Genomic DNA, 21,150 nt, shown 5'->3' on the forward strand with positions numbered 1-21,150 from the left:
ACCTAAAATATGACGCTCAGCCAATCGTCATTGCCATCAAAGTGCAACGTTCTTACTTTTCCTTTGCCTTCAAAGTTTACTAAATTAATTTGCTCTGACCATACATCTCTGAGTGCACTGTGGCGCATTTTAAGCTCAGTTATGGGTGAAAAAATCGGTGTTTCTTGGTATACCCAAAAGAATTGACCATCGATTTCTGCACCAACCAAGTTTAATGGCAGCACCTCACCAGCACCTGTTTTTATTTCAACACGCTTACTGACATATTCTGCAAAGCTCGCTCTATCAGCAGCATTATTAAATATGTCGGCATTTTGGCTGAGTAGGCTCTCTACTGCATGCTCAGTATCATGGAGATAGAATCTGTGCATGATTTCAATATTACCACTGCGTTCGTTAAATAATACCGTGGTGATCGCTGCTTTTAGTTGGTGCGCCTGACAAAGCGGAGAAATCAGCACCAGTAAACAGGCTAAGCGCCAGGTTTTCATTAGTTATCCTTTTTCTCTTCAAATGGTTTTAGCTCGGCTTTCACGTCTTGCATGATATCGCGATACACTTTACCTTCACGCGCTTTCTTTTTATAGAGCTCTAGGCGAGATTCTATAATGCGTCTTGGGTAATGGTTATTCTCGATATCAACGTCAGCAGTTTCCCATCGCGGATCAACGGTCACGGACGCTAGTGGCTTATCTTTCTCTGTAATAATTAGCTTGCTGACGTTACGGGCATTGCGGCGCCAAATCTCGGCAGGGATAACGCGTTCTTCTTTGCTACCATCTCGGTAAGTGAGCTCAAGTAAGATTGGCATCACGAGTCCGCCGACATTACTAAACTTAAGCACGTAATAGTTTTTGTCTTCTTTTACTGCGCGCTCAAGGGTACGTTTTTCCCAAGATTTAAGCTCGGATAAAAACTCACGATACTCATTTCGCTCTTCATTGGTTACCGTAAACTGGTCATTGCTATCGTAAAAGTCCGTTACGTCTTGATTTTTATCAATCCAAAGGGTGCGCCCTTCTTCTTGATTGCGTTTAACGAATAGTGGCATCGGCTTGTTCTTTTCGAACTCGCGTAGGCGACCAAAGTCGATGTCTGGGTTTTTGGTGTCCAAACGCAATTGATAGATTTTATCTAGCGATATATCGACATGATCTGTGCTGTAAAACCAACCCCGCCAGAACCAATCTAAATCGACCCCAGAAGCTTCTTCCATTGTTCTAAAGAAGTCAGCAGGCGTTGGGCGTTTATATTTCCAGCGTAGGGCATATTCTTTAAATGCAAAATCAAATAACTCACGACCTAAGATAACCTCGCGCAAAATATTAAGCGCAGCAGCAGGCTTGGTGTAGGCATTTGGACCTAAGTGCAATACGCTGTCTGATTGCGTCATGATTGGAGACTGATCTTCAGATTTCATATAGGCAGCAACGTCTCTTGGTTCAACACCCCAAGGAATGCTGGGATCCCATTCGCGGCCGGCAACGCCATCTAAAAAGCTATTGAGGCCCTCGTCCATCCATGTCCATTGGCGCTCGTCTGAGTTGACTATCATGGGGAAATAGATGTGTCCTACTTCGTGAATAACAACGCCGATTAAGAAGCGTTTCTCGGCCAGTGAATAGGTACGAGAACCATCATCTTGTAATTTCGTACGAGGACCATTGAAAGTGATCATTGGATATTCCATTCCACCAACGGGACCATTTACCGATTGCGCGGTTGGATAAGGGTAATCAAACGAGAAGCGTGAATAGACTTCCATGGTATGAATAACGGCTTCGGTGGAGTACTTTTTCCACAAGTCTCCCCCTTCTTTGGGGAAAAATGACATTGCCATCACGAGAGGCTGATCGTCTCCTCCTTGTTGATAGCCTTTAGCATCCCACATAAACTTACGTGATGAAGCCCACGCAAAATCGCGCACATTTTTGGCCTTAAAGCGCCACGTTTTGGTGTCGTCAGTGCCGGCTTTTTCGTTTTCTAGCGCTTCTTCTTCTGTAACGACGAATACCGGGCGTTTCGCTATTTTTGCTTGCACTAGTCTGTCACGCTGGGTTTTACTCAGTACTTGCTTTGGGTTAGCTAACTCACCCGTTGCAGAAACGATATGATCGGCCGGCACTGTGATTTCAACGTCGTAGTCACCAAACTCGAGCGTGAATTCACCACTGCCAAGAAACGCCTTATTGGTCCAAGCTTCATAATCTGTATACGCCGTTAGACGAGGAAACCATTGCGCGAGCAAAAAGATATCATTACCATCTTTTTCAAAGTGCTCATAACCCGAACGTGCGCCAACCGCATCTTCTTCAACAATGTTAAAGGCAAAGTCCATACTAAATTGTAGATCGCTACCTGATTTGAGCGGTTCGTTTAGGTCAACACGCATCATGGTATCAACAATCGTGATCTTAAGCGGTTTACCGCGACCATCCTTGACATTATTGATAACAAAACCAAGTTCAGTGTCATCCATAAACTGCTGACGCCTGAGTTGGTTTAGTGAAATTTTTGCATGTTTTGTAACCGGGTTACTCTGTAATTCGTTCCCAAAAGTTGCAGTGCGTTCAGCGATCGAATCATTTTTGAAGATATTTTGGTCTAATTGCAACCACAAATATTTTAGCGTGTGAGGAGAGTTATTTTTATATCGTATGGTTTGCGTAGCGGTTAATCTTCTGGCTTTCTCATCCAAGTTTACATCGATATCATAATCCACCTTTTGTTGCCAATAGCGCTCTGTGGGCTCACCGGCTGCGCTGCGGTAGATATTTGGGGTCGGTAAGGTTTCGTCCAATTGGCGAAACTTATCTTCAAAATGCCCTTTGGTTTGTGAAATGGCGCTAGCGTGTGCGACACCGGATAGCGCGAGTGCAACCAATAAAGGTATGGCTGGTGTTGACTTTTTCATTATTATTTCCCGTTTTATCGTGCCAAGACATTGACCGATAAACATTTTTATTTCAGTTTTTCGCTCGGAGTGGGTAGAGGGGATTTGCATGGCGGCAAAGGAAGACAAATAAAACCTTCTACGTGTCAATAAACTGACAAATAAAAATACATAAATCAAAGTTTTGAGATAAAGTAACAAGATTTGGACACGACTGAAATTAGCGTGTTTTGAGTGCTTTTTAATCTATTGTTTTTGATAGAAAAAATACAGAGGTTCGAAAAATTAATTTGTATGCCAAAAAGGTATTTTGCTGGGTTATTGTCTACATTTTGTAAATAAATAAAGAAAACAAAATTAGTTGTTGATATTGACCCAAGTTTGTCTTTAAAATCGCGCACTTTACAATCTCTGGGTAAAACTGGCGTTAGTTTTGCTCTGTACTAAATACCCGTTTAGCGAATCGAATGTGGTGGGCAGTATGGATTTCTACATACTAAAAAAACAAGAGAAGTTTGTTGCAATTCCTGCAGACGAACAAAACTGTAAAGATTATTTAGATGACGGCTATTTTTATGTTGATAAAGTAGCTGCCTGTAACGAGAAGTCGGCGATTAAACGCGTGCAAGATAAGCATAGTCGTGTTTTCAAGTTACCTGCTAAATTCTTTTTACTGGCATTACCTGTAATCATTTTTGCTTGGTGGCAGCTGACTCACTAAGCTGTTAAAGCGTCAATATTCACAAGACGAATATTGCTTGACGATGTTATATTAGCGTTTCTACAGGAAAAGGAACGCTAAATGAAGGTTTTACATACGTCTGACTGGCACTTAGGGCAATCGTTTTACGAACATGATCGCAGTGAAGAGCATCAGCTATTTTTAGACTGGCTATGTGATGCGTTGGTTGAACAGAAAATCGATGTACTGTTGATCAGCGGTGATATTTTTCATACCGCAACACCGCCCGCGAGTGCTGAAAAACAACTGTATACCTTTATCCAAAAAGCATCTCAATTGTGCCCTCAGCTGCACATTATTCTGATTGCTGGCAACCACGATTCCGCTAATCGCATTGAAACCGCAAAGCCACTCTTAACCCTATTCAACACCCATGTTATTGGTCGCTTTAACAAGCAAGCGCCTGAACACGTTGTTATCGATTTGCCCGTCAAAGCGCAGCATATGCATGTTGTGGCAATGCCATTTTTGCGCAGTGCCGATTTACCAAAACCGCTAGATGACGAGTTTGACTATCAAGCAGGGGTGCAATTAGCTTATCAGCATGCGCTGAGTACGATAGAAGAAGTGAAAGGCCCTATTGTGCTAATGGGGCATCTGCACGCCAAGGGGGGAACGATTTCTGAAGATTCTGAGCGTAACCTCAATATTGGCGGTTTTGATGCAGTATCTGCAGGCGTGTTTGGCGAACAGTTTGACTATGTTGCGCTAGGTCATTTACATAAAGCGCAAACTGTAGCTAAGCAGAGTGCTATCAGATACTGCGGCACACCTTTGCCGATGTCATTTTCCGAACGCAATTATAAACATCAGGTATTGCTCGTTGAATTTAATGAACAAGGTCTTGTCGATGTAAACCCCCTTTACGTTCCTCGCTTCAAAGATGTGCTATATATCCCTGAAGATGGCGCAAAGCGCTTGACTGAATTATGCGAAGCTATCGCGGCGCAGGATTTTAGCAAGTTCGATAGCGCTCCCTATATTCGCTTAAAACTATCCGCAGCAGAGACTAATAGCCGCTTTCGTGCTGAGATTGATGAAGCGCTAAAAGGAAAGGATATTAAGTTTTGTGGTATCGAGCGGGTGTCTAAAGGCGTAGAAGCAAGCGAGCTGTTGCTTGAAGATTTGGGTAAGGTCGAATCGTTATCGCCCAACACCTTGTTGGATATTGCTTATCGCGAGATTGAACCTGAGCAGGAAAAGGCACCAGCGGCATTGCATGAAAAGTTAGCGGAAGTGATCGCGAGCATGGAGGAATAGTGCGATGAAACTTGAAAAAATATTAATTACCAACCTTGCCTCTATAGAAAGTGCCGAAGTCGACTTTACTGCGGCACCACTCAAAGACACCGGTCTCTATGCTATTACCGGCGATACAGGGGCAGGAAAAAGCACTTTACTGGATGCAGTTTGCCTTGCATTTTTTGGCAAAACCGCACGGTTAAAATCGGACGACAAAGAGAAAGTAGCCTTTAATGGCGATAACATTAAGCTAAACGATCCGCGAAACTTGTTGCGTCGGGGCTGTGTTGCGGCATCTGCGAGCGTGGTTTTTATTGCTCAAGATAGCAAGCGTTATCAAGCTACCTGGTCGGTAGAGCGTGCGAGAAAGAGCCCTAAAGGTAATTTGAAAACCGCTACAATAGAGTTATTTAGTCTACCTGATATGACGCTGGTCTGTGAGAAGAAAAAAGAAACAGAACAAAAAATCGAACAGCTAGTCGGGCTTAACTTTGAACAGTTTACTCGGGCCGTGTTACTTGCTCAGCATGAGTTCTCCGCATTTTTAAAAGCAGGCGGAGATGAGCGAGCACAGTTACTCGAATGTCTTACGGGCACTGAAAAGTTCAGTAATATCGGCAAGGCGGTTTATGAAGCGCACAAGCAAAAGAAAATCGAGCTGCAATCTCAGCAGGATAAGCTAGGTCAAATTGTGCTTTTGTCACCAGAGCAGCAAGCCGAACTTGAAGCACAAAAGTTGGGATTGCTTGATACAAGAAATCGACAACAAGAGACAAGCACAAAGCTGCAAGCTCAGCTGCAATGGCTCGCGGATGTCGAACTGAGAAAACAAAAAATAGCTGAGGTGGAACACACGCTGCAAACGCTTGAGCAGCAAATAGAAGAGGGAAAACCGCAGCAGGAATATGCGCAGCAAGTCTTAAAAGCCAACGAGATGCGTGATAACCGTGAGCAGCATGAACTGGCTGAAAAACGCGTTGCGCAGCTATCTCAAGATCGACTAGCACTGCAGCAACAAGATTTTGCATCCGCCATTACAACGCTAAAAGCAAAACAGCAGCAACTGGAACAGCAGCTCATTACGCAGCAAGCTGATTTTGTAAAGTTAGAGCCAAGCTTTAACACCATTCGTATATTGGATGAAAAGCTGAGCCTACACAAAGCACAAGCAATCGAAACTCAGCCTTATCTCGATAAACACGCGAACCTAATTGCACAACATGCGGCTGCGATACAGAAGTACCAAGTGCAACAAGGTGAAATAGATACTGAGTTACAGCAGCTGGAGCATGAGCAAGCGAGCTTGCGCTCAGTTAGCAATATTGCCGCCCAATGGAGCGTGGTTCAGCCTCAATTCGATGATCTGAAAAAGTACCAACAACAACGCAATGAGCATGAAGTCCAGTTGCAAAAATTACCGAACGAACAGCAAGCGCTAGGTATACAACTGAGCAAACATGAGACTGAGGTACAGCAACTACAAAAGGTATACGACACCGAAGCCAGCGCGCTCTCAGCGTTAAAAAAAGCACTAGCACCTTTGACTCAACAAGACCTAAATTTGGCATTGCAGAACTGGTCTCTATGCGTGCAAGCCTACCGTAGCATCGAAGAAGGTGATGCCTTGCTTCATCAGTTACGATCGCAACAAACGCAACATCATATTGGCTTGGAAAGACTTGAGATGCTGATCCGCGATACCAAACAGCAAGACGAGTTGTCTAAGCAGCGCCTAGCCCTAACTCGTGATAATTTGGAGCAAGTGCAGTTACGCGCAAGTGAGCGGATCAGCGATTTACGCTCTCAACTGCGGGCAGGGCAAGAATGCATGGTGTGTGGCTCAAAAGAACATCCTTATGGTGTGGAGCACATCGATGTCCACTGGGAACAGCTACTATCGGATTTTCGGTCTCAGTATCAAGCTGCTGAGCAAGCTCGTGAACAAGTGTTGCAGCGTTATAATCAACAAGTCGGTGAAAAAGAGCGTGAAAATGCACTATGGCAGTCCGTCAGTCAGGAGATTGCTCACTGTACTAAGCAAATAAATGAGAATCGTGCTCGACTAGATGCGTTGAGTGATGAGTATAAAGTTGGCAGCGCCGAGCAAGCTGAAATGCAACTCGTGAGTATTCAGTCACGGCTAAATGAATTATCAACGTTACGCAATAATATTGACCGTCAGTGGCAATCGGTTCAGCAAGCACAGCAACATCTTGAGCAGGCTAAACATAAAGGACAGGCACTTCAGCAGCAGCACCATGATTTAGGTAATCATATTGCCTTTTTGCGAACCGAATATGATCAGCTATCACAAACAGTGGATGCCTTACGCTGTCGACTTGAAGCGTTAATTTCCGACAAATCGTGGTGGCAAGAATTTGATTCATCTCCTCAAACTGCCATAAGCCAACTTAAAATGCGAGTGCAAACTTGGTTAAAAACCACCGAGCGTACCGATGCGTTAGCGAAGGATAAAGTTCAGCTTGAGCATCAATTACATCTTGTCAGTCAACAAAAACAAGATGAGGCGCAACGGCTTGAAGAATTAAAACATACGCTTTTACAACACCAACAGAATATTGAACACCTCAATCGCGAACGCGCCGAATACTTACCACAGCAGCATACCAGATTAGATGATTGGATTACTGAGCTTAAGCAGCAAGAGCAACAAAGCCGAGAGCAGATCACACAAACCCAGCTGGCGCTGAGCCAAACCGAAGCACAGCGTGAAAAAGCACAGCACAGCCTGACGCAGTTAGAAAAGCAAATTGCCGAGCAAACATCGCGTTTGCAACAACTAGACGAACGCTTTGAACAATGGTTGCTCGACCAGCAAGGTCAGTTAGACAAGGTAAAAGTATTAGCGCTACTTGAGGCTTCGCTGGATGAAGCTCGAGCGGATCTAGAGAAGTGTGCGCAAGTTCAACAAGCGTTTCAAAACACAAAGCTACAGCTGAGTCATCAGCGTGATGAGCTTAACCAACTTGAAAAAAAGTATCCTGATGGGGTCGATGGTGAGCAAGTTAAGCAAAGTCATACCGAAACCGAGCAAGCACTTGAGCAAACTCAAAATCAATTGCTACAAGTACAAAGCGCATTAGAGGTAGATGCTCAGAATAAAAAACAGTTCTCTTTGCAAGCGGCAAACCTCGCTCAGCTGCAACAAGACTACGAGCAATGGCATTTGCTAGATAAGCTGTTAGGTGATGCAACAGGCAAGAAGCTGCGTAATTGGGCGCAAACGCAAACGTTAAAAATCTTATTGCAGTATGCTAATCAGCAATTGCATACGCTTTCTAGACGCTATCTGCTTACTAATATTGAGCAGTCTTTAGAAATTGCGGTCATAGATAAAGACATGGCGGACGAACAACGCAGCGTCAACACCTTATCTGGAGGGGAGTCCTTCTTAGTATCATTATCTTTAGCGCTTGGACTTGCCGCGCTTTCATCAAATAAAGTGCAAATACATTCATTATTCATTGATGAAGGCTTTGGTACGTTAGACCCCGAGACGCTGGGTGTCGCGATTGATGCTTTGGACGCGTTGCAATCACAAGGCCGCAAGGTTGGAGTTATCTCACATGTCGCTCAGATGAGCGAGCGGATCGCCACCCGTATCCATGTGAATAAACAGCCGGGAGGCTACTCATCTTTAAATTTAGTACCACAAACATGAGGAAATTTGGATGCCGACTTTTACGGGCGAAGAAGCCCAAAACTATGACTCAAGAATCACAAAGCTTGTACCAGGATATGCGTTAATTCACCAACTTACCGGGGCACAACTTTTAGCACTTTACCCAGATAGCGCGACCATTTTGGTTGTGGGGGCAGGGACAGGCAAGGAAATTGTAGAGCTTGCTCAGCTAAACCCGAGTTGGCGGTTTATAGCGCAAGATGTATCTGCTGATATGTTGGCAATTGCAGATCAGCATTTTACTAAGTTAGGCCTACAGGAGCGTGTGCAGATCCATCATGGCGCGATTTCACCTCAGGCCTATCAAGCGGATGCAGTACTGTGCTTGCTGGTGATGCACTTTGTAAAAGATAACGGCGATAAAGCAAGCTTGTTTAAACAAATGAGTGAGCAGCTAAAGTCGGATGGGCGTCTTTTTATTGCTGACTTAGAGAAACCTGCGACAAACTTTGAACGTGAAGCGCAGTTAATCGTTTGCAAACAACTTGGGCTGACTGATGTTGGTGAGCAGCGTATGAGGGTGAATTTAGAGCATGAGTTTTACCCCGTGGATAAAATCCGCCTTGCAGAGCTGCTAGACAGCGCAGGTTTTGGCATTGCTAAACCTTTCTTTAAAGCCCTTGGATTTGCGGGCTTTGTGGTAGATAAGTAATAGCTTTTATCTAAATAACCTGAGCTTCGGATAAATAAGCCAGACCATATTCGGGTTTGGCTTTTCCTTTCTTACTCTTTCAAAGTAGCTTGCATTAAGTTAGTAAAATAGCGATCTATACCAAGTCAATTGCTGCTCCGCCGCTGGCGTCACCAAGCTTTATCTAAATCTCAAATCAATTACTTCTAAAAAGTTAGTAAAATTCTGATCTCAAAGACTATACAGCGGGCAGTAGATCAGTATTTTACTTAGTAAAATACTGATCTATCTATGAACTGGCATACAGTTCAGTTGCTACTTAGGATCTACTCATTGTCTTATTATATCCACTAACTTATTGATTTTTATATTACTAAGTTGGCGATAATCCAAAAATGGGGAAATGACAAGGCGTAAGTTAAAGTCAACGGCAAACTCATTATCCAGCCAGATTAGATTGTTAGTAAAAATCTGATCTCTAAGTAATGATTTTGCGTATGTTCGCCCTGCGATAATATGCCAATCGTATGTTTTTGCTGAAAAATCAGGCGTTGAGAAGAGCAGAGCTTCTTGACTTGAAGCTTGAAGTAACGCGCTATCACGATATGACTGCCAAGTTGGATAGTTAGTAATATCGTGATCTGGCAGCTTTGCCGCAAATAAAAACTTGGCAAAAACATTGAAGATTTTCCGCCAACCGTTTCCGCAGTGAGTATTAATATGTTCGATCTCTCCATTGGCTAACGCACTGACTTGCATCAAATTGTTATAAGGTTCTAAGCTTGGTGGGTGCTCAATATAAAACGCAACTTTGCCCGCTGTTGCACCCAAACCATGAGTTAGTATTTTTTTGCTCTGTGCTGTGTTCATCGCGCTTTGCTTCGATCTACTTATATAATTAGCATTACACGTAAGTCTAAAATAAATAAGGTGAAATTGGCATGGTAAGGGCCTGAATTTATTTTTATTCTTACTACTTGAACTATTGTTAATCTTAGCGCTTGGTTACTACGTATGACACTAAGATGGAACATGGAGAACTTATATGAAAGTACGACAGTTATTTTACACGGTGATTTTAGTGCTTGCAGTTTCAGCATGCACAGGTCTTCCTGATGGCATTAAACCGGTTAAAGATTTTAATGTAGAGCGCTATACAGGCACTTGGTATGAAATCGCAAGATTAGATCATTCATTTGAAAGAGGGATGCAAAACGTTACCGCGACTTATAGCCAAAATCCCGACGGTTCAATTAAAGTCGTAAATAAGGGATATGTAACAGAGGAAGGTGAGTGGAAAGAAGCGGTTGGCAAAGCCAAGTTTGTTGCAAACGACGAAATAGCGCATTTAAAAGTGTCATTTTTTGGTCCGTTTTATGGCAGTTATGTGGTATTCGAGTTGGATGAAGATTACCAGTATGCATTTGTTACCAGCTACAATCGTGATTACCTTTGGTTGCTTTCTAGAGTGCCTAAAGTGTCCGATACCGTAATGAACAAGTTTAAAACCATGTCTGAACAATATGGTTTTAACACCAATGAACTTATCTATATGAGGCACGAAACCGTTCAAAAAGAATAGTGTAAACCCCCTTTACACTTAAGTTCCTTTCATGGGTACTTTAACATATTAACAGAAGGGAGGCTGTATGTGAGTTGAGTATAAGTGTCTTATTCCTGTAGGAAATGGTTAATAAATCATTCAGTCAACTGTAACAGGAACACTTCACACTGTTGCACGCTTTACAAAAAACAATACTTAGGAACTGGAGTAACTTATGAAGCGTGTAGCATATTCTTTAATTGCAGCGGCAGTTGCAATGGCACTTACAGCCTGTGATGGTGACGATGGAGAACAAGGTCCTGCGGGTCCTCAAGGTGAGCAGGGCACTGCTGGCCAAAATGGTACTAATGGAACAAACGGCACTGATGGTGCTGACGGTACAAACGGACAAAATGGCACTGACGGGCAGGATGGTCAGAATGGACAAGACGGTCAAAATGGTCGAGATGGTAGTTACAGTGTACCTGGCCTTGTTCGCATCGCAACAGTACCAGCTGGCGCTGAGGTAACTGGTCTATTTCTCTCTGAAGGGGGGACTTGTTCTTCAATGTTCAGCACCCTAATGACACAAACACAGCGACTGATAAGTTTAACAGCAAGCCTTTCAATACAGGTACTGTCGGTGTACTAACGGGTGTGAACTTCAATAATCTACCTGCAAATATTCCAAGCGCGCCAGTTCCTGCTTCGACCATGGAACAACAAACCGTGATTTCTGCGATTGGTCAATATCAAATTCTGGGCCAAACAGGCGATACATTTGCAAACCTAGGCGCTAAAGGTTTAGCAGGTGGTTTGGGTGTGCACTACAGCATCTCAACCGGCGAAGAAATTATTAAAAATGATAACCCTGATTTCAATGGTTATATCCCTGTAGACGCAGACACAGGTTACCTATTCACAAACTGGGAAGCGTACCCAGGTGGTGTAAGTCGTTTGAAAATGAGCAAAGCGGCAACGGGTAAATGGTCAATTGAAGAAGCAATGATGGTAGACTTCGACGGTGTTAAAGGCACCGCAGCTAACTGTTTTGGTTCAGTATCGCCGTGGGGCACACCGCTGACTTCGGAAGAATGGATTGTCTGGTCGGCAGTTGATACTACACAAGATCCAGAGTGGAATAACCCTGCTGAAACAGGTAACGACACAATGGAAGCGCTAATGGCACCTGATTTCCCTAACCCTTATCGCTACGGTTACATTGCAGAAATCAAAAATCCTACGACCGAAACGCCTGATGTTGTGAAACACTTCACAATTGGTCGTTATGAGCATGAAAACTCAGTTGTAATGCCGGACCGTCGTACTGTTTATTCATCACAAGATGATACCGGTGGCGTACTATTTAAATTTGTTGCAGATCAACCGGAAGACCTGAGTGCAGGTACCTTGTACGCAGCAAAACTAACTCAAGATGCAGGTCTTACCGATCCGGCTGTAACTGGCTTTGACATTAGCTGGGTTGAGCTTGGTCGTGGCAGTAATGCACAGATTGAAACTTGGGTGGCTGAATATGATGGCATCAATGAAACTGACTATGTTGAAGGTCAAACAAGCTATCTATCAGTTGCTGACGTAAAAGCATGGGCTGAAGGCGCTGCGACTTACCCAACGGTTGAAAACGGCGGTGGTAAGGTAACAGCCGGCAAGCCTATGGACAACCGTGCAATTTTCCTAGAGTCTCGTCAAGCAGCGCGTCAAAAAGGGGCAACAGCTGAATGGCGTAAACTGGAAGGCTTAAGCATCAACCATAACCGCGTACTTGAAGCAGTAACTGGTCAAGACGTTGTTGCGGGTGAGGTGGTAGACAAAGCCTATATGTATATTGGTATCTCTGATATCGACAACACCATGATTGATGGCAAAGGTGACATGCAGCTTTCTGCGCGTGTTAAAGATTGTGGTGGTGTATACCGTGCACATATCGATAACAACTATAACCTAACTCGCATTGAGCCAGTTGTTATGGGTGCAACTTACCGCTCTTCACTGACTGGCGCTGAGCGTTGTGACGTCAATCAGCTTTCACAGCCTGATAACGTAATCGTTATGGAAGATGGTCGCATCATTATTGGTGAAGATGGTTTCCAAGAAAACAACACGCTTTGGCTTTATGACCCTAAAGCAAAATAATTAAGCAAGTAGCAGCGCACTTCATGGTGCGCTGCTTTTTTTTAGCAAAATTTTGGAGTCATAAAAATGAAATACGTTAGCCTAACTCTAGTGGCATTGACGAGCGTAGCCTTGTTTGGTTGTAATGATGAACAGACTCAAGGGCTAACCAATACCGCACTTATGTCGGCGCAAACTACAGCACCTTATAAACAGGGTGATGACATTCCTGCGACCGCGTTTATGCAGCACAATGAAGTCTATAACCCCGAGTCAGTGATCCCACCTCAGTGTTACACCAAAACGGATGGCGTGAATAACCCTTGCTATGCTTGCCATCAGTCATATGATGAAAAAAACCGACCAAATATGATGCGCGATGCCAATTTACAAGGCGCCTATGAGTTTTCCGATCTTGGATTTAAAAACCACTGGAAAAATTTATTTAAAGATCGTTCTGAGCTTATCAAAGGTATCTCAGATCAAGATATTACTAACTGGATCAACCAAGATAATTACAGCCCTTTCATCGAAAAACTAAAAAATAACCCTGATTGGAAAGGTGAGATCACCCCGCTTAACAACTTGGCATATCCAGAAAAAGCCTTCGATGACCTGGGTATAGCAAAAGACGGCAGTGGCTGGGTGGCATTCAATTATAAGCCTTTTCCTAGTACTTTTTGGCCAACCAATGGCTCGACGGGGGATGTCATGATCCGCCTTGCTGACGCCTTCAGAGAAAAGGGCGAAACGTATAATCAGGACGTCTATCTTGCCAACTTAAGTCTGGTTGAAATGGCTGTAAAGGGGCTTGACGAAATATCAACGCCAGTGATTTCTGAATCGCGAGTTGGCGTAGATTTAAATGGTGATGGCAAACTCACACAGATCACCAGCATGCTGCGCAGTGAACGTTACCTTGGTGATGCCAATACTATCGAGCTTGCTCATCAGTTATATCCACAAGACACTGAATTCTTACACACCGTTCGGTATATTGGAGTGGATGATAATGGCCAAGTATTTAATGCGCCAAGAATGAAAGAAGTGCGCTACATGAAGAAGCACAACTTTAAATCCAAGCAATCACTCGGTGCTGCTTATTACAGAGAAGCGAAAGAAAAGTCATTCGAAAATTACCCACAAACGCTTTATTTGGGCGACCAAGGGATCAATAACAACTTCGGTTGGACGATTAACGGTTATATTGAAGACAAAAATGGTGCACTTCGTCCGCAACATGAGCAAGAGCTTGCTTTCTGTAATGGTTGTCACAAAACCATTGGCTCAACCTATGACCAAACCTTCTCGTTTGCGCGTAAAGTTGAAGGCAAACTGGGTTGGGGTTATATCAATTTAAAAGAGATGCAAGACGTACCTAACAAAGGCGAAGAGCGGGGCGAATTCTTGACCTATATGATGCGTGTTGGCGGCGGTGATGAGTTTAGGCAAAACCAAGAGATGCTTATGCGCTGGTTTAACGAAGATGGCACGGTAAACAGCAAAAAAGTGCAGTCTGCGAAAAACCTTTATGAATTGATCACACCATCAAAACCACGTGCGCTGGCACTGAATAAAGCCTACTTGACCATTGTCAAAGAGCAAAGTTACCTATTCGGTCGTGACGCCACCATAGTAAAAGCGCGTAATGTGCTTGAACAAGTCGATGATTCTCAACAGCCTCTAGAGCCAGAGCACCGATATGTATGGGATATGCAGCTGGATTGGAATAAAGGTGAGTAAAATGGTAGGAGCTCAATGAGCTCCTACCTTAGAGTTAACCTCTTTTAAAGATTAACAAGCGCTTTGGGGATCTCAGGACGAAGGTCCCTAGGAGAAAAATAAGTAAAAGCATATTCATGTTGCCAGAATCTTTCTCTGGTGGTGTTTTTGGCTGATTTTTCACACTGATTTCAACCATCTTAGTTTCTGAGTTCGCGAAACCATCAGATACAAAGTACTCAAAGTGGAATTTTTGTGGTGTACTTTCATTCGCTGTAAATTTTACAACCCCTGTTTGGCTATCAAGAATGAAATTTGCAAGCTTATTTGGGTTACTCACAGTGTAAATGAGTAGGTCTGAGTCAGCATCGTTACCATCAAGTTTAATTGTTGTCAGCTCATTTAGTACAGCATCAAACGCCAAGTTCTCGGCGGTTGGTGTGCTGTTGGTGAGTTTAATCGATACAATGCCAGTTTCAGAGTCCACATAACCATCATTTACTTTGTATTGTATATGGACGTCACCGCAACAAGATGTGGGTGTAAATAGTAAAATCCCGGCTTCTCTATCAAGCCATGTGAGCCCTTCGATATTTTCTTTATTTAGCAAGGAATAGCTTAAAGATGTTGAATCTTCGTCTTTTGCAGGTAATGTAATCTTTAAAGGCTTATTCCAGTGAGTAGCCACTTCAATATTGTTTACTTGTGGTTGGGCATTGTAGACTTCAATGTTGATGTCCCCTTTTGCGACTTCCCACTCTCCTTGCGTTGCACTATATTCTAAGTATTCATGGCCAAGAGACTGTGGCTGATATAAAAAGCGCTGGCTAGGTGCAGGATCTATTGAGCTTAGCTCCCCATGACGGGTGTAATTTGTGAAAGCGTAGGAGGTATTTTCATGTTTTTCTGGTAGCGTAATAGATAATTGTTCACTAATATGAACTCTATAGTCGAGTGGCGGTATTACTTCCTGATTTGGCAGGCCTTTTGCGATTTCAAACACTTGGGGAGCGGATCCAGATGTCACCAAAAACTTACTATCGTTCACTACCGAAGTATTAACATAGCCGTTATTGGCAACCCCATTGATTTCCCAATCTATTTGCTGAGAAAATGTATCAAGCTGGCCGAACTTTGTACTGCAAGAATAGATCAGTGAATGTGGGCCACTTTGGTGTAACCCGACCGGCACATCACCTTCACACACTGTTGTGATTGGAAGTGGAGTTTCGCTTGTATTGATCACAAGAATGGCACCATCTTTCGTTAAGGCATAAGTGCCAATTTCTTCATGGTATGCTGCAGATGCTATGTCGACATATGACCCGTCACCAATTTGCTGAAATTCTGAATCAAATTGGTAATACCATGTAGAATCCTGCACTTGAACATATAACCCATGCAATAGATGGCTCTCTATCGTTCTTGCGTAGACAAGCTTTTTAAGTGGTTCGACATGAAATTCTAGAGGGAGAGTAGCACTATCTAGACTGTTTTCATTGGCTTCTTCTTGAGTGGTAACAATGAAGCGATGAGGATATTTGTCGAGTAGCAAATACGTATAGAAGAGTTTATCTAGCTTTCCATCGTTGTTGAAGTCATCATAAAATTCAAACTTTTTGCTTGTGAGGTACTCGGCAAATTCAGAATCATACGTATACCTTGAGAGTGTATCGCTGTTTTGTAAGCTGATTTTGGTTCTCATGTTCTTGGTGTAAGTTCCCCCGCTCATTGCACTTTCAAAAAGCGTTTTGGAGTGGCAAGATAATTGCGCTTGATCGTTGTTGACATCCTCAACCATATTCTGCTGAGAATGCATACAGCGAACATCATATTCTGGTAACATGGCTTGCTGTGAAGCGACATGAGTATCAAAAATAATGTTTTGACGGTTAAATTCAGTAGTATAAATCAAATCTACTTTACCATCGAAAGTGATGTCTCCATAGTAGGTTATAAAACGATGGACGTATGTAAGGTCATGATCGAAGCGATAGCATTTTGCTGCGGGAGCATTTCTTTTTAAGTCTCTAACACAGTATCGGTATCGCTCAAACTGCCGTTCGAGGCCTCTTGTGTGCGATGACCAAGTTATCAACTTATCAGTTTCTGTTTGATTTATTGGATGGACTATTCGGTGCTCATCTGGCAGTCCGAAAATAGCTTCAACTCGTTGAGAAATACTATCAAAGATCTCAACTTGAGAATCAGCGTCATTTTGCATTAAGATTTCGTGAATACCGTCCTTATTTTCATCTAAAGTCTTTAAGAAGTTTTTGCCAGATAATACATTTGCATTGGCATTACCCACCACCGTTAACTGTTCCGCGATGAGCTCATAGATAGATCCTGTGGACAGCAATATCTGTTTACGATTATCAGCAGTAAAGCTACCTGCGAGCATGCTACCACCAACATCAGATAGTTTTCGAACTTCGGTATTACTGTCGATGGATACTGCGTATATTGAACTTGCTGTTGTAATCAACACCTCGCTTTGTTTCCAAGGCGATTTTTGCAAAGAAACAATGGGAGATGTTGATATTTCAGTCGAATTAACAAGAGTTTTACTATTAGTATCAATAACTAATAATCGATTTTCTGCTGCCAAGACTAAAAACTGAGACGCAGTGTTATTTACAGTAACAAGTGCATGTTTACTTGTAGCTGCACCAAGTAACATTCTTTGATTAACGATAAAACGATCATCTTTTTTGACTAAGAAAGTCACATAATTAGAATTGTCGATTGTGTCGGCTAATACTATTTCATGCTCTCCATTTGGTTTTTTCTCTGCATGTAAAACTTTTTCAAATTGTCCAATTTCAGAGAGGTTGAAATAAGACTGTGGTAATTCATTTTGAGCTTGAGCAAATGAAGCTGTAAGAAGAAGTGCTAGAGCAAAGCTATTACTTACTTTTAAAGGTACACTCTGCATACATAATCCTTTTGTTTTATAAGAACTTTATATTTAATGGGGTATCATGAGTTACTTACATTGTTTATTATCAGTAACTTAGTTTGGCTGTTTTTTTATGAAAAGCTTTTTGTCGAAAGAATATAGCACGAGTTATTGTTGGATAGCAGTAAGTAGTTAATTCTGGTTCACCTAATTATATCTCTGTGTAAATCATGAAGAGTTGGGAGTGGTTGTTGATTGAAAAAGTTAGCTGTAATAGTCATTTTTATTAGCCTTTGCATTCTATTTTCTCTGAGCTTGTACGAAAATACTCATAAAATACCGGCAAGTAACGATATTAATGTCGTTAAAAAACCTTCCATAATAGAAGCTTATGCGAGCAAGAAAACTGTATGTAATGAAGTCATAACCCAATCGGATCATTTAGATCGTGAGCGTCTATTTCAAAATGCAAACAACATAAGAATATGCAGAAGAGTGCCTAAAACGCAGAGCGAACTCGATACTTGGGCTGAGCGAGCGCATGCTAATGATGAGTACTATGAAATCATAGATAGTATGCATAGAAAATTTAAAATGTGCTTAGGCATCGCAGATCGCGATGGCCCTTATGTTGACATGTTGATAGAAGCTGCTGAAAAGGGCTCAGATAAAGCGGTGTCTTTGCTTTGGCTACTGGGCGACGTTGAGCTGGTTGATGAGCTGAAGTTAAAAGATGTCCCAAGAGATGAACAAGTTTCGCGTCGACAAGCATTTATCACGACTAAGTATCGCTTAGCGCACAAGGTCGCACTTCAAGGTGGTGAGAGTTCGATGCTAAAGCTTATCTCTGGCTTTCAACACTTAGATCCACAAACTGGTGGGCAGGATTATGTTAAGTCTCTCGCTTTTGCTTACTTTTTTGTAGAAGTGGTGAGTAACAGTGAGGTATTTGGCAGAGTTGAGTGGACTATCAGAGATCTCGAGGGAAAAATGTCACCAGAAGAAATTATTCAAGCCAACGAACTGACCCGTGACTTTTTAGCGCAGCATAGAGCGCTATAGACCTTGAAGGTAAGATAAAACTTAAGCTCGGAGCAGAGCTGAGTTACTCTTCTCGTTTTCTGGATCAGAATTTAACTAACCAATAGTATTCCTTTGGCGCTTAGATCAGGATTTTACTAAGCTAGTCCGAAAACAAGACTATCAGATCATATTTTTACTAACTGATTAAGCTAATTGGGCTCATTAGATCACGGTTTTACTAACTTATCTTAGTTTGAGTTAGTAAATTTGCGGTGTATTGCGTCATTATTGCTGATATTTTATGCTAAATGATGTGGTTTCAAAGAGTTAACAAAGGAATGTTAGTAAAATTGTGATCTAAAAAAGGCGCCATTAGTGGCGCCTTAGTTAAAATATGATCCAATACAGCGTACTGAGTAGCAAACCGGTAATGACTAGGTAAAATAGTGATCTGAAATAACTTGGTTTAGTTGCAAAGGTAACGACAAGGAGTAGTACCGCTAAGGTCATATAACCAATAAACTCTAAGCTACCATAGGTTCCTTGAGTCTTAAGAGCCAGTGCTAAACTGCTGCCAAGGCAAAGCCAGCCGGCAATGGTTAATTGACTTGTTACGTTACCTTTTGGGCGTGTACCAAATACTTCTTTATAGTGATTGGGTTTTGCTACTGCAAAACCCATAAACGCAAGCAGACAAAGTAAAAACGTTAGCCATTCCATTAGGCATTTACCTCGCGTTTTGCTTGGCGACGTGGTGTCACTGGCGCTGCTTTGGTACTGCCGAGCTTTTTGGCTTGAACCAAGAAACCGAACGCGATACCAATAGCCATCACATCAAAACCAAATAATACCCACTGACCATTAATGAAATAGCTCACAAGGCTGCCATCAGTGGTTAGCATGTTTACGACAGGCAGTAAGCCCCACACGATTGCATTTACTCTTGCAGATAGCAGCCACGCCAGCCTATCCGACTTAAATAGAGCGGCTAGGGTGAATACTCCCCAAGTGACAAAGAACGCTAGAACTTCTTTGTCTGCACGTCCCGCTAATTCCATTGGAAGCAACCGGTTTGCATAAAAGAACATCGCCGTTGCGGCTGGCAGACCCATAATGGTGCCTAAATTGAGCGACTCCACAAGCCTAAGGCCTACACCCGGCTTGTCATCACCTTTGAGCTTTTGGCGCAGTCTTTTTGCCCACATAACCGCACCCGTTGCAATCATGGCACATCCTGCTAATCCAGCAACAAAGTATAACCAACGCAAAAGCGGCTCTGCTAACCGCCCTGTGTGTAGTGCTATCATTCCGCCGTAAAGATTTTCAGCGCCAGAAAGTGTCACATTGTGTGTTTTTAACAACTCTCCTGATGCCGCGCTGTACATCCAGCTAGGCGGATCATCTTGTATAGCACGTTGCGCATTGGCATAAAGCTTAATCGTTGCGCTTGTATCCCCTGGCGATGAGATCACAATGCGGCGAAGCGGTGCGTCACCAGAGTTAGTAAAATAATGATCTAACGCTGTATTTAATGCTAGATCCGTTAGTGGCTGTGCTGTTTCAGGGATCGCAGCAAGAAATGGGTAGCGTTCAGCTCTAAGCGTTTTTGTATCTTCAAAGCGCTGCTCGGCAGGTTGTGGTAACAACATAAAGATAAGCGTTACTAAGCCAGTATAAGTGATCATAATATGAAACGGTAAAGCCACCACTGACGAGAGATTGTGGGCGTCTAGCCAACTTCTCAGCCCCTTCCCGTTTCTAAATTGGAATAGGTCTTTGAAAATGCGCTTATGGATCACCACGCCAGAGATAAGTGCAATCAGCATAAACAGAGTTGCAAAACAGACAATCCAACGCGCGGTGATTGCGTTCATGTAATGCAAGTCAAAATGCAGACGGTAAAAAAAGTTACCGCCTCTAGTCTCCCTAAACTCAGGAAGTGCCTCCAGCGTTACTGGGTCAAGATACTCAGAGTGACGTTTTCCGCGCCTTTCTCCTTCGGCTGGCTTTTCGGAATACATTAATAGCAGGCTTGGGCGACGCTCCGTCGGCATTTCAATACGCCAAGACTCTGCGTTTGGCGCTATATCTTGAAATCGTTCGATACTCTTTTTGACTGTTTCATTTTGTTGAGTACTATCGTAATGAGGAAGATGGTGCGTTGCAGGTTGCGCCCACAGACTGATCTCATGTCTGAAAAAGCTCGCAGTACCGGCAAAAAAGATTAAAAACAGCAACCAACAAACGAGTAAACCAACCCAAGTGTGTAGCCAAGTCATACTACGGAAAAATGACTCTCTCACAGGGAGCCTCCAAAATGCGTCAAAGTACCGTAAAGAATACAAAGTAGTCCGATCATGCCAAGAAATACCTTTTTAAAAGAGCGGCATCCAAACACCCAAATAAAGACAATGGCGTAAAAGACGATGCCAGTTGTTAATGCATATAACAGCGCATCTAGGCGCGGAGTAGGTAAAATTAAAGCCAATAAAGATGAAGCTAAAACAGTCACGTAATAGCCGCCGAAAATAGCGATAAAAAAGCGTGCTAGCACTTCAGTTCTATATAAAATAGCCTTATTATTTGTGTTATCCCGACTAGGCATAGCACCCCTTC

The 21,150-nt window shown here is 42.8% G+C and carries 14 protein-coding genes and 1 pseudogene; 8 read left to right on the forward strand and 7 right to left on the reverse strand.

Annotated elements, in window-relative coordinates:
* Positions 1–2: 2 nt before the first annotated feature.
* Complete coding sequence (locus tag B1L02_RS21070) at positions 3–491, reverse strand: DUF6702 family protein (RefSeq protein WP_088532722.1); 489 nt, start codon at positions 489–491, stop codon at positions 3–5.
* Entirely contained in the window at positions 491–2,914 is a 2,424-nt protein-coding gene (locus tag B1L02_RS21075; protein WP_088532723.1) for a M1 family metallopeptidase, read from the reverse strand. The genes B1L02_RS21070 and B1L02_RS21075 overlap by 1 nt, the downstream gene beginning before the upstream one ends.
* Positions 2,915–3,374: 460 nt before the next feature.
* Between B1L02_RS21075 and B1L02_RS21080 the strand changes: the two genes are divergently transcribed.
* From B1L02_RS21080 to B1L02_RS21095, 4 genes are all read left to right on the forward strand, one after another.
* Entirely contained in the window at positions 3,375–3,614 is a 240-nt protein-coding gene (locus B1L02_RS21080) for a hypothetical protein (RefSeq protein ID WP_088532724.1), read from the forward strand.
* A gap of 81 nt (positions 3,615–3,695) precedes the next feature.
* Positions 3,696–4,895, forward strand: a complete 1,200-nt coding sequence (locus tag B1L02_RS21085) for an exonuclease SbcCD subunit D (RefSeq protein WP_088532725.1) — start codon at positions 3,696–3,698, stop codon at positions 4,893–4,895.
* Positions 4,896–4,899: 4 nt separating this feature from the next.
* The gene (locus tag B1L02_RS21090) at positions 4,900–8,559 is read left to right on the forward strand and encodes an SbcC/MukB-like Walker B domain-containing protein (protein WP_088532726.1); all 3,660 of its coding nucleotides are present in this window, start codon (positions 4,900–4,902) and stop codon (positions 8,557–8,559) included.
* 10 nt (positions 8,560–8,569) lie between these two features.
* Complete coding sequence (locus B1L02_RS21095) at positions 8,570–9,232, forward strand: class I SAM-dependent methyltransferase (RefSeq protein ID WP_088532727.1); 663 nt, start codon at positions 8,570–8,572, stop codon at positions 9,230–9,232.
* A gap of 309 nt (positions 9,233–9,541) precedes the next feature.
* Here the strand turns inward: B1L02_RS21095 and B1L02_RS21100 are convergent, their stop codons facing one another.
* Positions 9,542–10,081 (reverse strand): DUF6942 family protein, encoded by a 540-nt coding sequence (locus tag B1L02_RS21100; RefSeq protein WP_088532728.1) that lies wholly within the window; start codon positions 10,079–10,081, stop codon positions 9,542–9,544.
* Positions 10,082–10,256: 175 nt separating this feature from the next.
* Here B1L02_RS21100 and B1L02_RS21105 point away from each other — a divergent pair, with 175 nt between their 5' ends.
* From B1L02_RS21105 to B1L02_RS21115, 3 genes and pseudogenes are all read left to right on the forward strand, one after another.
* Positions 10,257–10,793 carry a lipocalin family protein gene (locus B1L02_RS21105; RefSeq protein WP_088532729.1) on the forward strand — a complete coding sequence of 179 codons (537 nt, stop codon included), beginning with the start codon at positions 10,257–10,259 and terminating at the stop codon, positions 10,791–10,793.
* A 196-nt stretch (positions 10,794–10,989) separates the two neighbouring features.
* Positions 10,990–12,908, forward strand: a pseudogene (locus tag B1L02_RS21110) (alkaline phosphatase PhoX).
* A 66-nt stretch (positions 12,909–12,974) separates the two neighbouring features.
* The gene (locus tag B1L02_RS21115) at positions 12,975–14,630 is read left to right on the forward strand and encodes a hypothetical protein (protein WP_088532730.1); all 1,656 of its coding nucleotides are present in this window, start codon (positions 12,975–12,977) and stop codon (positions 14,628–14,630) included.
* Positions 14,631–14,664: 34 nt separating this feature from the next.
* On the opposite strand, the gene B1L02_RS21120 is transcribed toward B1L02_RS21115, so the two are convergent.
* On the reverse strand, positions 14,665–17,547 hold the full coding sequence (locus tag B1L02_RS21120; RefSeq protein ID WP_088532731.1) for a hypothetical protein: 2,883 nt from the start codon (positions 17,545–17,547) through the stop codon (positions 14,665–14,667).
* A 459-nt stretch (positions 17,548–18,006) separates the two neighbouring features.
* Between B1L02_RS21120 and B1L02_RS21125 the strand changes: the two genes are divergently transcribed.
* The gene (locus B1L02_RS21125; protein ID WP_088532732.1) at positions 18,007–18,573 is read left to right on the forward strand and encodes a hypothetical protein; all 567 of its coding nucleotides are present in this window, start codon (positions 18,007–18,009) and stop codon (positions 18,571–18,573) included.
* Between the two features lie 348 nt (positions 18,574–18,921).
* Here B1L02_RS21125 and B1L02_RS21130 read toward each other — a convergent pair whose 3' ends face one another.
* The 3 genes from B1L02_RS21130 to B1L02_RS21140 are packed head-to-tail and all read right to left on the reverse strand — an operon-like array spanning position 18,922 to position 21,139.
* Positions 18,922–19,254: a DUF3325 domain-containing protein gene (locus tag B1L02_RS21130; RefSeq protein WP_088532733.1), complete on the reverse strand. Its 333-nt coding sequence runs from the start codon at positions 19,252–19,254 to the stop codon at positions 18,922–18,924.
* Positions 19,254–20,837, reverse strand: coding sequence for a PepSY-associated TM helix domain-containing protein (locus tag B1L02_RS21135; RefSeq protein WP_088532734.1), 1,584 nt, complete (start codon positions 20,835–20,837; stop codon positions 19,254–19,256). Before B1L02_RS21135 ends, B1L02_RS21130 begins: the two co-directional genes overlap by 1 nt.
* Positions 20,834–21,139 (reverse strand): hypothetical protein, encoded by a 306-nt coding sequence (locus B1L02_RS21140; protein ID WP_088532735.1) that lies wholly within the window; start codon positions 21,137–21,139, stop codon positions 20,834–20,836. The genes B1L02_RS21135 and B1L02_RS21140 overlap by 4 nt, the downstream gene beginning before the upstream one ends.
* Between the last annotated feature and the right edge of the window lie 11 nt (positions 21,140–21,150).

The sequence above is a fragment of the Pseudoalteromonas piscicida genome (assembly GCF_002208135.1).
Taxonomy (GTDB): domain Bacteria; phylum Pseudomonadota; class Gammaproteobacteria; order Enterobacterales; family Alteromonadaceae; genus Pseudoalteromonas; species Pseudoalteromonas piscicida_A.

What these genes read in the sequence shown, in the direction of transcription:
- B1L02_RS21070 (WP_088532722.1), bottom strand. Translation starts at nt 491, where the DNA reads ATGAAAACCTGGCGCTTAGCCTGTTTACTGGTGCTGATTTCTCCGCTT.
- B1L02_RS21075 (WP_088532723.1), bottom strand. Translation starts at nt 2,914, where the DNA reads ATGAAAAAGTCAACACCAGCCATACCTTTATTGGTTGCACTCGCGCTA.
- B1L02_RS21080 (WP_088532724.1), top strand. Translation starts at nt 3,375, where the DNA reads ATGGATTTCTACATACTAAAAAAACAAGAGAAGTTTGTTGCAATTCCT.
- B1L02_RS21085 (WP_088532725.1), top strand. Translation starts at nt 3,696, where the DNA reads ATGAAGGTTTTACATACGTCTGACTGGCACTTAGGGCAATCGTTTTAC.
- B1L02_RS21090 (WP_088532726.1), top strand. Translation starts at nt 4,900, where the DNA reads ATGAAACTTGAAAAAATATTAATTACCAACCTTGCCTCTATAGAAAGT.
- B1L02_RS21095 (WP_088532727.1), top strand. Translation starts at nt 8,570, where the DNA reads ATGCCGACTTTTACGGGCGAAGAAGCCCAAAACTATGACTCAAGAATC.
- B1L02_RS21100 (WP_088532728.1), bottom strand. Translation starts at nt 10,081, where the DNA reads ATGAACACAGCACAGAGCAAAAAAATACTAACTCATGGTTTGGGTGCA.
- B1L02_RS21105 (WP_088532729.1), top strand. Translation starts at nt 10,257, where the DNA reads ATGAAAGTACGACAGTTATTTTACACGGTGATTTTAGTGCTTGCAGTT.
- B1L02_RS21115 (WP_088532730.1), top strand. Translation starts at nt 12,975, where the DNA reads ATGAAATACGTTAGCCTAACTCTAGTGGCATTGACGAGCGTAGCCTTG.
- B1L02_RS21120 (WP_088532731.1), bottom strand. Translation starts at nt 17,547, where the DNA reads ATGCAGAGTGTACCTTTAAAAGTAAGTAATAGCTTTGCTCTAGCACTT.
- B1L02_RS21130 (WP_088532733.1), bottom strand. Translation starts at nt 19,254, where the DNA reads ATGGAATGGCTAACGTTTTTACTTTGTCTGCTTGCGTTTATGGGTTTT.
- B1L02_RS21140 (WP_088532735.1), bottom strand. Translation starts at nt 21,139, where the DNA reads ATGCCTAGTCGGGATAACACAAATAATAAGGCTATTTTATATAGAACT.